The following is a 12,193-nucleotide window of genomic DNA, read 5'->3' as shown; positions in this document are numbered from 1 at the left end:
GGCGACGGCGGCCTCGGGCACGCGGCTCGGCCGGGGGCTATCCGGTGACGCCGGGGAAGAGGTTCACCAACGGTTCCGCGGTCACCGCGATGCCCCGGCTGTAGGGGGCGTCGAAGTCCCAGATGAGGAACAGCATGAACGCGATGGTCGCGGAGAACAGCCCGGCCAGTACCAACTCGCGTTTGGTGCGCCGGATCTGCAGCGCGAACACCATGCCGACGGTGACCAGCGCCCCGGTGAGCAGTCCCCACCACACCACCGGCGGCATGGTGGCCCCGGTGGAGTCGGCGCGGGCGTTGCGCGCCTGGTCGGCGGCGGAGATCTGGTCCAGCAGCGGCTGGTAGGTCTGCGCCTCGAAGTCGTTCTTCGGCTGGTAGTCGGTGACGTCCTGGCGGACCTTCTGCAGCAGTTCGCCGCCGTGGTCGGTGACGCGCCCGTCGCGGGCCATCGTCTTCCACTCGTGATGCACGACGTAGCCGACATAGGTGTTGACATCGTCCCGGATCCGGTCACGGACCTCCGGCGGATAGACCCGGACCCGCTCCGAGATCTCATGCAGCGCCTGCGCCTCGGACTGCACATAGTCCTGGGCCGAACTGCGCGCCTCCCACACGCCCGCGATGGCCAGACCGAGGACGATGGCGTACACGACGCCGATCCACATCGTCATGTACTCGATGACGTCCGGGGTCTCGTTGGGGTCCTCGTCCTCGGGAGCCCGCTTGTGCCGTACGACGGTGACGACGATCACCACGGCACAGGCCGCCAGCATCGCGAGGACGAGAACAAGCCAATCCGACAACAGGTGCCTCCAGAAGTGAGCGGCCGACGCGTCAGCGCGGGCGCAGGGCCGCGACGGCGACGATCGCCGGAACGGTGATGAGCAGGACGTAGGTGACCGGCGAGGTGTGGCCGGGCGCGGTGTGTGCGGTGGGGTGCGGGTGGTACGCCGGATAGCTCACGGGCGTCGCCGGCGGCCTCGGCGTCGGCTTGGGGGTGGGCGTCGGCGTGGGCGCGGGTGTGGGGGTGGACGTCGGCGTCGGTGTCGGTCGTGGTGCCGGCCGTGGTGCCGGTGGAGCCGGGGCGGGCCTCGGCGGCGGCTTCGGCTTCGGGGTGGGTTTCGGCACCGGGCGCGGAGCCGGCGTCGGCTTCGGCGGCTTGGGCGACGGGGGCGGCGTGGGTGTGGGTGTGGGTGTGGGGCTGGGCGTCGGCGGGGTGGGCTCGGGGCACGGCGGCGGTGCGGGCCAGTGGTGGCTGCCGGCGTAGGCCGTCGCCACCGTGCCGTCCGGGCCCGTGGAGGCGTACGCACAGGCGTCGGCCGACGCACTGCCGACCGGGCAGCCCACCAGGGTCCAGGTCAGCGTCACCAGAGCCAACGCCCGTACGGCGGGCGCGCGTCGGGTCGCTTCGGGTCCATGCACGACGAAGATCATGGGGTGCCGAACCCGGCCGTATGCCGGAGTGCGCCGGGATTGCTCCGAAGGGAGGACATGATGCGATCAATGGTTTGAATAGGTGAAGTGTGCAGTTGGCGCGACATGTACGCCTGTACGAGCCTCCCGCGGCGGCGCGCGTCACACGACCGGGCGGGGTCCGGAAGGAATTGCCCGAAGAATTTCCCGAAGAACTTCTCGTCCCCGTTGAACGCTCCGACCCCCTCGGTGCGTACCAATGGCCGTGCGGCGGCGCAGCAGAGCGCTGCAACATCCAGGCGATAATGGGGAGTTGGACATGAAGACCTCCTGGCGGACCGCCTCACTGGTGGCCACAGCCGCTTCGGTGCTGGCGCTGACGACGGCGTGCGGTCAGGACAACAGCACCACTCCGGCGTCGGCGGCCCAGAACGTCGGGGCCACGGCACCCGCGGGCAGCCCGACCACCGGTGCCGGTACCGGAACGGGCAACGGCTACGGTGCCGACGGCAACCAGGCCTCCAGCTCCCCGACCAAGGCCGCCCCCGCGGGCAAGCTGACCGTGGCCGCCAACCCGGACCTGGGCAACGTACTGACCGACGGCTCCGGCCTCACCCTGTACCGGTTCGACAAGGACACCGCGAACCCGCCCAAGTCGAACTGCAACGGTGACTGTGCCACCACCTGGCCGCCGGTACCCGCCGACGACGCCACGGCCGGCGCCGGCATCGACAAGGCGCTGCTGGGTGAGGTCACCCGCGCCGACGGCAGCAAGCAGCTCACCATCGGCGGCTGGCCCGCCTACCGCTACGTCAAGGACGTCAACGCCGGTGACGTCAACGGCCAGGGCGTGGGGGGCAAGTGGTTCGCGCTCGCCCCCAACGGCAAGAAGGCCTCCCTGTCCTCCCTGCCGGGGCTGTCCGTGCGCAAGGACCCCAAGCTCGGCGACATCGTCGTGGACAAGAACGGCAGGACGGTCTACCGCTTCATGAAGGACAAGGCCTGGCCCAAGTCCGTCTCGAACTGCACCGGTGCCTGCCTGGAGAAGTGGCCGGCCGTCGGCGTCGTCAAGCCCGAGGACACCCAGGGCGTCAAGAAGAAGGGCCTGATGGGCTTCACCCGTCCCGACGGAGTGAAGCAGATGACCGTCAACTGCTGGCCGATCTACACCTTCTCCGGCGACAAGGCCCCCGGGGACACCAACGGTCAGGGCGTGGGCGGCACCTGGTACGCCGTCTCGCCCGACGGCAAGCCGGTCGGCGCGCCGGGCAACTAGATCACCTCCCCAGGGTCGATCGCCCCGCCCGGCCCGGAGCGCCACCGCAGGTCCGCCCCCTCCGCACCGCACGGAGGGGGCGGACCGTTTTGCGTGCCCGAAAGGGGGCACGGGCGCCGTGCCGGCCGGCCCCCGCAACCCGCATTCGCAAGACGGGCAAAACGCGGCACACGCGACAGTGACTTCCCAGGCAGTGACCGGGAACGGACGGTCAATTTCCGGTTTGACTCGCCCGTTTCGCGGGCGATCAGTAGCCTCAGCTCGAACACCGGATCGCCTGTCCCTGTCGCCTACGCCTTGGAGTGATACATGGAGCGCCCCGCCTGGGCCCCCCGGAGCATCGACATCTCGGTGCCGAGCGTCTCGCGGATCTACGACTACTACCTGGGCGGTTCGCACAACTTCGAGGTGGACCGGGAAGCGGCCCGCAAGGCGATGGAGTTCATGCCGGGGCTGCCGAAGATCATGCAGGCCAACCGGGCGTTCATGCGCCGCGCCGTACGGTTCGCGGCCGGCGAGGGCATCACCCAGTACCTCGACATCGGCTCCGGCATCCCGACCTTCGGCAACGTCCACGAAGTGGCCCAGGCGGCCGCACCGGGTGCCCGCGTGGTCTACGTCGACCACGACCCGGTCGCCGTCGCACACAGCCAGGCGGTACTGGCGGCCGACGACACCGCGGACGTCGTCGCCGCGGACCTGCGCAAGCCGCAGGAAATCCTGTCCAGTCCCCAGGTCGAGCGGCTGATCGACCTGAACCGGCCAGTCGCGCTCCTCCTCGTTGCCATACTGCACTTCGTGGAAGACGCGGACGACCCCTACGGTGCGGTGGCCGAGCTGCGCGACGCGCTCGCGCCCGGCAGCCTGCTGATCCTCACCCATGCCTCGTACGAGGGAATCCCGGTGCCTGCCGAGCGGGCCGAGGGCGCGGTGGACGTATACAAGGACATTCGCAACCCGCTGATCATGCGCTCGCGCGACGAGATCGCGCGGTTCTTCGAGGGGTACGACATGGTGGAACCGGGACTGGTGCCGATGCCGCACTGGCGGCCGGAGTCGGCGCCGGAGGACGAGGATCCGTTCGCCTTCTCCGGATTCGCCGGCGTGGGGCGTACGGCGTGAGGGCCGAGCCGGACGGGCCGGAGGACAGACTGCGCCGGTTCACCACGATCTGGAGCCGGGCGGTCTACCCGGTGACCTCCACATCGCTGACCCGCGCCGAGTTCGAGGAACAACTCCTGCCCCTCGCACGCCGGTTGAGCGAGCTGCTGCGCGCGCACGGCTTCGACGCGGACGGCGCGAAGGCGGTCGGCGCCGCGCTGGTCGGCGCGCACTGCACCGACCCGGAGGCACTCGCCCGGACGCTGGACTGCGTCGACGCCTATCTGGTGCTGTACTGCGCCGGGGACGGTCCGCAGGACGAACCCCGCCTGCGCTCCTCGCGGTTGCAGCACGCGATGGCCGCCGGGTACGCCGTGGCGCTGCGCGAGCGCACCCTCGCCGAGCAGGAATCCATCGCCCAGGCCGCCCTGCAGGCCCAGGGCGTGGTCGCGCAGGCGCTGCACGCCAGCGAGGCCCGCTTCCGCGCCGTCTTCGAGGGCGCGGCCATAGGGATCGGCATCGCCGACCTCGACGGCAATGTCCTCCAGGTCAACGAGGCGCTGCTGCGCATGTTCGGGCAGTCCGGCCAGGCCCTGCGCGGACGCCGCGTCCAGGACTGGGTGCACCCGGAGGACGCGCCGCAGACCTGGAAGCTCTACGACGAACTCGTCCGCGGCGAGCGCGAGCACTACCACCTCGAAAAAGCCTTCAACCGGCCCGACGGCACGGTCCTGTGGACCAACCTGACGGTCTCCCTGCTGCGCGACGCCGACGGCAGACCGCAGTACCAGCTCGCCCTCATGGAGGACACCACCGAGCGCCGGCTGCTCAATCTCCGGTTGCGTTACGAGGCGACGCACGACGCGCTCACCGGCCTGCCCAACCGCACGCTGTTCTTCGAGCGCCTGGAGAAGGTGCTGAACGCGGGTGAGGGGCAGCACTTCGGCCTGTGCTATCTCGACCTGGACGGCTTCAAGACCGTCAACGACAGCCTCGGGCACGCGGCGGGCGACCGGCTGCTGGTGGAGGTCGCCGACCGGCTGCAGTCCTGCGCGACCGCGCCCGGCGAGATGGTCGCCCGGCTAGGCGGCGACGAGTTCGTGGCGCTGACCACCGGCCCCGGCACCGCGCGCAAGGTCGACGAGCTGGCCGAGCGGATCATGAACGCGCTGGTCACCCCGATCAGCATCGACGGCCGCGATCTGATGGTGCGCGGCAGCCTCGGCATCGTCGAGGGCCCGGCCGGCGAGCGCACCGCCGCCGAGGTGCTGCGCAGCGCGGACATCACGATGTACCGGGCCAAGTCGGCGGGCGGCAACCGCTCCGAACTCGCCGACCCCGAGGCCGACGCCCGCGCCATCACCCGCCACGGTCTGACCACGGCCCTGCCGACGGCCCTGGAGCGCGGCGAGTTCTTCATCGAGTACCAGCCGCTCGTCCACCTCGGCGACGGCAGCGTGCGCGGTGCCGAGGCCCTGGTCCGCTGGCTGCATCCGCAGCACGGCGTGCTCGGCCCCGACCGTTTCATCCCGCTCGCCGAGCACACCGGCCTGATCGTGCCGCTCGGCCGCTGGGTCCTGGAGGAGTCCATCCGGCAGGCCCGCGCCTGGCGAGAACGGCACGGCGAGGACGAGGCCGCCGGGCCCCTGCGGATCAACGTCAACCTCTCGCCCTGCCAGCTCAGCCATCCGCGCCTGGTCCAGGACACCGTCGACATCCTGGAGCGGGCCGGGGTCGCTCCGGAAGCCCTGTGCCTGGAGGTCACCGAGTCCGCGCTCATCGGAGCCGACGACGATCTGCTCAAACCCCTGCACCGGCTCGCCGAGATGGGCGTCGACATCGCCCTGGACGACTTCGGCACCGGTTACTCCAACCTCGCCAACCTGCGCCGCCTCCCGGTGCGCATCCTGAAGCTGGACCGCTCCTTCACCCGGGGCATGCAGCAGTTCCCCGCCGATCCGGTCGATCTGAAGATCGTGGAGGGCATCGTCTCCCTCGCCCACAGCCTCGACCTCGCCGTGACGGTCGAGGGCGTGGAAACCGGCGCCCAGGCCGAACAACTCCGGATACTGGGCTGCGACACCGCCCAGGGCTGGTACTACGCCCGCCCGGGCCCACCGGAACGACTCCACGACCTGGCGTTGGTGGACGCAACGGGCTGACCGGTCCGTTTTCGGCTGCGGGTCCGTCGTGGCCGGTCACGCGGCTCCCCGCGTCCCTGGGGAGCTGCAGCCGGCCTCACCGCCTGCGCGGTGGCACCCTGTCAGCGGCCCGGCATCACCGCTCCAGCAGCATCCGCTGCAACTCCCTGGCAGCCCGCGGCGGAGCCACATCGCTCCGGTGAGCCAACGCGATCGTCCGATGCAGCCCGGGACGGGCAAGCGGAGTCACCTTGAGTCCCAGCCCAGCCCGGGTGGCAACCATCTGCGGAACCACGGCGACACCGAGCCCCGCCCGGACAAACCCCAGCACCGCATCCATCTCACCCCCCTCGACCGCGAACTCCGGCTCGAACCCGGCGGAGCGACATGCCGCCACGGTCAGCTCCCGCAGGTCGTACCCGTGCCGGAACATCACCAGCCGCTCACCCTCCAGGTCGCCGATGTGCACGGCCCGTCCTCCCCGGCCGGGAGCCGGTGCCTCGGGGGAGGACACCACCACCAGTTCCTCCCGGAGCAGCTCCACCGTCGACAGCGCGGGCGCCGGCGTGGGCAGCGGCAGCACGATCAACGCGAGATCAAGGGCGCCGCGCGCCAGCTCCCGCACCAGGTCGTGCGAGCCGCCCTCCTCGATCAGCAACTGGATGCCGGGATACCGGTCGTGGAAGGCGCGCAGCACATCCGGCAGCAGACCCGTGCACAGGCTCGGCGTCGCCCCCAGCCGTACCCGGCCCCGCCGCAGCTGCACCAGCTCCTGCACCTCGTACCGCGCCGTGTCCGCGTCGGCCAGGATGCGCCGGGCCAGCGGCAGCAGCGCCTCGCCGGCGTCGGTGAGCGTGATGTTGCCCCGGGCGCGCAGGAACAGATCCGCGCCCAGCTCCCGCTCCAGCGCCTTGATCTGCTGCGACAACGACGGCTGGGCGACATGCACCAGCTCGGCGGCGCGCGTGAAGTGCCGGGTCTCGGCGACGGCGACGAAGTACTGGAGCTGCTGGAACTGCATACAGCAATGATAGTTCCCGCCTATGGAAACAAGCTGGACCATGTCTTGGACCGATCGGGTGGTGCGCCCCTAGCGTGCTGTCCATGGCTCTGGCAACGCGGACGGACCGACGGACGTCCATGGCGCGCACGATGTGGGACTCCTCCGTCGGCAAGAAGGCGGTGATGGCCGTCAGCGGCCTGATCATGCTGCTGTACCTGGTCGCGCACATGATCGGGAACCTGAAGATCTACTTCGGGGCGGGCGAGTTCAACCACTACGCCCACTGGCTGCGCACCATCGGCGAACCCTTCATGCACTACGAGTGGACGCTCTGGCTCATCCGGATCGTCCTCGTCGTCGCCGTGGTCGCCCACGCCACGTCCGCGTACCAGCTCAGCCGCCGCGACATCAAGGCGCGGCCCAGCAAGTACGTGCACACAAGGCCCCGGGCGAGCTATGCCACCCGCACCATGCGCTGGGGCGGCATCATCCTCGGCCTGTTCATCGTCTGGCACATCCTGGACCTGACCACCGGCACCGTGCACTCCGGCGGCTTCCAGGAGGGCCACCCGTACCAGAACGTGGTCGACACCTTCTCCACCTGGTACGGCAACGTCGTCTACATCGTCGCGATGCTCGCGCTCGGTCTGCACATCCGGCACGGCTTCTGGAGCGCCGCGCAGACCCTCGGCGTCGGCAGCCGCGCCCGCGACCGCGCCCTGAAGACCGTCGCCAACGTCCTCGCGCTGCTGCTCACGGCCGGTTTCATCGCCGTACCCGTGGGCGTCATGACCGGAGTGGTGAGCTGACATGACCGACTACGTGAACTACCCGACCGGCGAACCGGTCACCGACACCAAGGCGCCGTCCGGCCCGATCCACGAGCGCTGGGACAAGCGCCGATTCGAGGCCAAGCTGGTCAACCCCGCCAACCGCCGCAAGCACACGATCATCGTCGTCGGCACCGGCCTGGCCGGCGGCTCGGCGGGCGCCACCCTGGCCGAACAGGGCTACCACGTCGTCCAGTTCTGCTACCAGGACTCCCCGCGCCGCGCCCACTCCATCGCCGCGCAAGGAGGCATCAACGCGGCGAAGAACTACCGCAACGACGGCGACTCGATCCACCGGCTGTTCTACGACACCGTCAAGGGCGGCGACTTCCGCGCCCGCGAGTCCAACGTCCACCGCCTCGCACAGATCTCCGTCGAGATCATCGACCAGTGCGTGGCCCAGGGCGTGCCCTTCGCCCGTGAGTACGGCGGCCTGCTCGACACCCGTTCCTTCGGCGGTGTCCAGGTCTCCCGCACCTTCTACGCCCGCGGCCAGACGGGCCAGCAGTTGCTGCTGGGCGCCTACCAGGCCCTCAGCAGGCAGATCGCCGCGGGCAACGTGGAGATGCACCCGCGCACCGAGATGCTGGACCTGATCGTCGTCGACGGGCGGGCCCGCGGCATCGTGGCCCGTGACCTGGTCACCGGCAGGATCGACACCTACTTCGCGGACGCCGTCGTACTCGCCAGCGGCGGTTACGGAAACGTCTTCTACCTGTCGACCAATGCCATGAACTCCAACGCGACCGCCATCTGGCGGGCGCACCGGCGCGGCGCGTACTTCGCCAACCCCTGCTTCACGCAGATCCACCCCACCTGCATCCCGCGCACCGGCGACCACCAGTCCAAGCTGACGCTGATGAGCGAGTCGCTGCGCAACGACGGCCGGATCTGGGTGCCCAAGGCCAAGGGCGACACCCGCCCGCCGAACCAGATTCCCGAGGACGAGCGCGACTACTACCTGGAGCGCATCTACCCGTCCTTCGGCAACCTGGTCCCGCGGGACATCGCCTCCCGCGCCGCGAAGAACGTCTGCGACGAGGGCAGGGGAGTGGGCCCCGGCGGCCAGGGCGTCTACCTCGACTTCGCCGACGCGATCGAGCGGATGGGCCGCAAGGCGGTCGAGGCCAAGTACGGCAACCTCTTCGACATGTACCAGCGGATCACCGACGAGGATCCGTACGAGGTGCCGATGCGGATCTACCCGGCGGTGCACTACACGATGGGCGGCCTGTGGGTCGATTACGACCTGCAGACCACCATCCCGGGCCTGTTCGCGATCGGCGAGGCCAACTTCTCCGACCATGGCGCCAACCGCCTCGGCGCCTCCGCGCTCATGCAGGGCCTGGCCGACGGCTACTTCGTGCTGCCGGCCACCATCAACGACTACCTGGCCCGCAACCCGCACCAGGAGCCGGTCACCGGCGAACACCCCGTGGTGCAGGAGGTGCTGGCCGAGACCGAGGACCGGCTCAACCTGCTGCTGTCCGTGGACGGCGACCGCACCCCGGACTCCTTCCACCGCGAAGTCGGCGAGCTGATGTGGGAGTTCTGCGGCATGGCCCGCACCGACGCCGGACTGCGCAAGGCCCTGGAGCGCATCCCGCAGATCCGCGAGGAGTTCTGGCGGCGCATCAAGGTCCCGGGCACCGGCGAGGAGTTCAACCAGTCGCTGGAGAAGGCCAACCGCATCGTCGACTACCTGGAGCTCGCCGAGCTGATGTGCCTCGACGCGCTGCACCGCGCCGAGTCCTGCGGCGGCCACTTCCGCGAGGAGTCCCAGACCCCGGACGGCGAGGCCGCGCGCAAGGACGACGAGTTCGGCTACGCGGCGGCCTGGGAGTTCACCGGCACCGGCGTGGCACCCGTCCTGCACAGGGAAGACCTGGTCTTCGAGTACGTCCATCCCACCCAGCGGAGCTACGCATGAAGCTCACCCTGCGCGTCTGGCGCCAGAAGAACGCCGACGCCGAAGGCGCCATGTCCACATACGAGGTGGACGGCATCTCGTCCGACATGTCCTTCCTGGAGATGCTTGACGTCCTCAACGAACAGCTCATCCTCTCCGGCGAGGAACCGGTCGCCTTCGACCACGACTGCCGCGAGGGCATCTGCGGCGCGTGCTCGCTCGTCATCAACGGCGAGGCGCACGGACCGGAGCGGACGACGACCTGCCAGCTGCACATGTGGTCCTTCGAGGACGGCGACACGATCGACATCGAGCCGTGGCGGGCGGCGGCCTTCCCCGTGATCAAGGACCTGGTGGTCGACCGTTCCGCCTTCGACCGGATCATCCAGGCCGGCGGCTACATCACCGCGCCGACCGGGTCCGCGCCGGAGGCGCACGCCACGCCGGTGCCGAAGGCGGACGCCGACTTCGCCTTCGAGCACGCGGAGTGCATCGGGTGCGGGGCGTGTGTGGCCGCGTGTCCCAACGGGGCGGCGATGCTGTTCACCTCCGCCAAGGTCAACCACCTGAACGTGCTGCCACAGGGCGCGCCCGAGCGGGAGACCCGGGTGCTGGACATGGTGGCGCAGATGGACGAGGAGGGGTTCGGCGGGTGCACGCTGACGGGTGAGTGCGCGACCGCTTGTCCCAAGGGCATTCCGCTGATGTCGATCACCCACATGAACAAGGAGTGGCTGAGGGCCACCCGGAAGGCGGGGAAGAGGTAGCGCCGCTCCCGGCGTTCAGCATTCCCACATCCGCTCTCCCCGCTCAGGTCACGCGCACGCCAACCGGCGTCGGAAGAAAAGGAGCGGCGGGCCGATACCGCCCAGCCCGCCGCCGTCGCCGAACCGGCCCATGACCAGGAGAGAGCCATGACCGGCGTTTCCACCCTCGACCGCCCCCCACAGCCCGCGGCACCGACCCGCTACACGGTCACCCTCGCCCGTGACGAGGACGACGTGCGGGCCGCGCAGCGGCTGCGGCACGACGTCTTCGCCGGTGAGATGGGGGCCCTGCTGGCCACGCCGCAGCCGGGACTGGACGTCGACGCCTTCGACGCCCACTGCGACCACCTGCTGGTCCGCGACACCGCCACCGGGCAGGTCGTCGGCACCTACCGGCTGCTGCCGCCGGAGCGGGCCGCGGTCGCCGGGCGGCTCTACTCGGAGGGCGAGTTCGAGCTGGCCGCGCTCGACGGGATCCGGCCCGGACTGGTCGAGGTCGGCCGCTCCTGTGTGCACCCCGACCACCGCGACGGCGCCGTCATCAGCCTGATCTGGGCCGGGATAGCCCGCTACATGACCGACCGCGGGCACGAGTGGCTGGCGGGCTGCTGCTCGGTGCCGCTCGCCGACGGCGGCGCCCTCGCGACGGCCACCTGGGAGCGGGTGAGTGCCAAGCACCTCGGGCCCGAGGAGTTCCGGGTACGGCCGCTGCTGCCGTGGGTCCCGAACGCCGAGACCCCGGCCGGGCACAGCGAGCTGCCCGCCCTGCTGCGCGGCTACCTGCGCCTCGGTGCCTGGGTGTGCGGCGCGCCCGCGCACGACCCGGACTTCGGGGTCGCCGACCTGTATGTGCTGCTGTCGATGCGCCGGGTCAACCCGCGCTATCTGCGGCACTTCCTCTCCCTCGTGCCGGCCTGATGAGCGTCTGGCTGCCCAGCGCGCCCTGCACCCCGGGCGCCTGTGTGGAGCCGGCCCCGGCCGCCGCGGCCGTACCCCGGGCCGTGCTGCGGCTGGCCGCTGTCGTGGTCCTGCTGCTGGCCGGGATCGCGCTGTCACCGCTCGGCGGGAGGATCCCCGCCGAGTGGGTCGGGCGGTGGTGCCGGGCGATCGTGCGGGCCATCGGGGTCCGGGTCCGCCGCACCGGTCCCGCCGCACCGGCCGGCGGGCTGCTGCTGGTCGCCAACCATGTCTCGTGGCTGGACATCCCGCTGCTGACCGCCGTACGGCCCGCCCGGATGCTGGCCAAGACCGAGATCCGGCAGTGGCCGGTGGCGGGCGCGCTGGCCGCGCGCGGCGGGGTCCTGTTCATCGAGCGGGACCGGCTGCGTGCCCTGCCCGGGACGGTGGCCCGGATCGCCGGGTCGCTGCGCGAGGGGGCGGCCGTGGCCGCGTTCCCCGAGGGCAGCACCTGGTGCGGCCGGGCCCACGGCCGCTTCCACCGGGCGGTCTTCCAGGCCGCGCTGGACGCGGGCGCGCCCGTGCAGCCGGTGCGGCTCCGCTACACCCAGGACGGCGGTACGGCCGGCACGGCAGCGGCGTTCGTCGGCGAGGACACCCTGCTGGCATCCCTGTGGCGGGTGGCCCGTACGCGCGGCCTGATCGCGCAGGTGGAGACACTCCCGGTGATACCGCCGGGCACCCATGCCGACCGCCGGTCCCTCGCCCGCGCAGCCCAGCCGGTCGCCCCGGAGCCCGCCTGGACCCACGAGGCCCTGCTCTCCGCCTGACCATCGCCGAGAAAGCTTACATATCGG

General features: G+C 70.8%; 12 protein-coding genes. 9 read left to right on the top strand and 3 right to left on the bottom strand.

From position 1 onward, the window contains the following. Positions 1-37: 37 nt before the first annotated feature. Positions 38-802, bottom strand: coding sequence for a bestrophin-like domain (locus ACZ41I_RS27515; protein ID WP_399765076.1), 765 nt, complete (start codon positions 800-802; stop codon positions 38-40). 31 nt (positions 803-833) lie between these two features. Continuing rightward, on the bottom strand, positions 834-962 hold the full coding sequence (locus tag ACZ41I_RS27510; protein ID WP_399765073.1) for a hypothetical protein: 129 nt from the start codon (positions 960-962) through the stop codon (positions 834-836). Positions 963-1,008: 46 nt separating this feature from the next. On the opposite strand from ACZ41I_RS27510, the gene ACZ41I_RS27505 reads away from it, so the two are divergent. The 4 genes from ACZ41I_RS27505 (at position 1,009) to ACZ41I_RS27490 (ending at position 5,951) form a co-directional block, all read left to right on the top strand. Next, complete coding sequence (locus ACZ41I_RS27505; RefSeq protein ID WP_399765070.1) at positions 1,009-1,266, top strand: hypothetical protein; 258 nt, start codon at positions 1,009-1,011, stop codon at positions 1,264-1,266. A 465-nt stretch (positions 1,267-1,731) separates the two neighbouring features. Further along, entirely contained in the window at positions 1,732-2,688 is a 957-nt protein-coding gene (locus tag ACZ41I_RS27500) for an SCO0930 family lipoprotein (RefSeq protein WP_399765067.1), read from the top strand. A 309-nt stretch (positions 2,689-2,997) separates the two neighbouring features. Beyond that, positions 2,998-3,810, top strand: coding sequence for an SAM-dependent methyltransferase (locus ACZ41I_RS27495; RefSeq protein WP_399765064.1), 813 nt, complete (start codon positions 2,998-3,000; stop codon positions 3,808-3,810). Then, positions 3,807-5,951 carry a putative bifunctional diguanylate cyclase/phosphodiesterase gene (locus ACZ41I_RS27490; RefSeq protein ID WP_399765061.1) on the top strand — a complete coding sequence of 715 codons (2,145 nt, stop codon included), beginning with the start codon at positions 3,807-3,809 and terminating at the stop codon, positions 5,949-5,951. The genes ACZ41I_RS27495 and ACZ41I_RS27490 overlap by 4 nt, the downstream gene beginning before the upstream one ends. 115 nt (positions 5,952-6,066) lie before the next feature. Here the strand turns inward: ACZ41I_RS27490 and ACZ41I_RS27485 are convergent, their stop codons facing one another. Beyond that, complete coding sequence (locus tag ACZ41I_RS27485) at positions 6,067-6,951, bottom strand: LysR family transcriptional regulator (RefSeq protein WP_468515296.1); 885 nt, start codon at positions 6,949-6,951, stop codon at positions 6,067-6,069. Positions 6,952-7,070: 119 nt separating this feature from the next. On the opposite strand from ACZ41I_RS27485, the gene ACZ41I_RS27480 reads away from it, so the two are divergent. From ACZ41I_RS27480 to ACZ41I_RS27460, 5 genes are all read left to right on the top strand, one after another. Continuing rightward, on the top strand, positions 7,071-7,742 hold the full coding sequence (locus ACZ41I_RS27480; protein ID WP_468515354.1) for a succinate dehydrogenase: 672 nt from the start codon (positions 7,071-7,073) through the stop codon (positions 7,740-7,742). Between the two features lies 1 nt (position 7,743). After that, entirely contained in the window at positions 7,744-9,693 is a 1,950-nt protein-coding gene (locus tag ACZ41I_RS27475) for a fumarate reductase/succinate dehydrogenase flavoprotein subunit (RefSeq protein ID WP_363215552.1), read from the top strand. Next, on the top strand, positions 9,690-10,439 hold the full coding sequence (locus ACZ41I_RS27470; RefSeq protein WP_468515295.1) for a succinate dehydrogenase/fumarate reductase iron-sulfur subunit: 750 nt from the start codon (positions 9,690-9,692) through the stop codon (positions 10,437-10,439). The genes ACZ41I_RS27475 and ACZ41I_RS27470 overlap by 4 nt, the downstream gene beginning before the upstream one ends. Before the next feature lie 147 nt (positions 10,440-10,586). After that, complete coding sequence (locus ACZ41I_RS27465; RefSeq protein WP_363215554.1) at positions 10,587-11,357, top strand: GNAT family N-acetyltransferase; 771 nt, start codon at positions 10,587-10,589, stop codon at positions 11,355-11,357. Further along, entirely contained in the window at positions 11,357-12,166 is an 810-nt protein-coding gene (locus ACZ41I_RS27460; RefSeq protein WP_468515294.1) for a lysophospholipid acyltransferase family protein, read from the top strand. Before ACZ41I_RS27465 ends, ACZ41I_RS27460 begins: the two co-directional genes overlap by 1 nt. Positions 12,167-12,193 lie beyond the last annotated feature (27 nt).

This window comes from Streptomyces sp. NPDC030799 (genome assembly GCF_055572255.1).
The sequence above is the reverse complement of the archived record's forward strand: the minus strand, read 5'-3'. Positions and strand labels throughout refer to the sequence as shown.

Bases quoted from the DNA above. Each gene is read 5' to 3' on its own strand.
- ACZ41I_RS27460 (WP_468515294.1), top strand. From the start codon at position 11,357: ATGAGCGTCTGGCTGCCCAGCGCGCCCTGCACCCCGGGCGCCTGTGTG.
- ACZ41I_RS27480 (WP_468515354.1), top strand. From the start codon at position 7,071: ATGGCGCGCACGATGTGGGACTCCTCCGTCGGCAAGAAGGCGGTGATG.
- ACZ41I_RS27470 (WP_468515295.1), top strand. From the start codon at position 9,690: ATGAAGCTCACCCTGCGCGTCTGGCGCCAGAAGAACGCCGACGCCGAA.
- ACZ41I_RS27465 (WP_363215554.1), top strand. From the start codon at position 10,587: ATGACCGGCGTTTCCACCCTCGACCGCCCCCCACAGCCCGCGGCACCG.
- ACZ41I_RS27475 (WP_363215552.1), top strand. From the start codon at position 7,744: ATGACCGACTACGTGAACTACCCGACCGGCGAACCGGTCACCGACACC.
- ACZ41I_RS27500 (WP_399765067.1), top strand. From the start codon at position 1,732: ATGAAGACCTCCTGGCGGACCGCCTCACTGGTGGCCACAGCCGCTTCG.
- ACZ41I_RS27495 (WP_399765064.1), top strand. From the start codon at position 2,998: ATGGAGCGCCCCGCCTGGGCCCCCCGGAGCATCGACATCTCGGTGCCG.
- ACZ41I_RS27485 (WP_468515296.1), bottom strand. From the start codon at position 6,951: ATGCAGTTCCAGCAGCTCCAGTACTTCGTCGCCGTCGCCGAGACCCGG.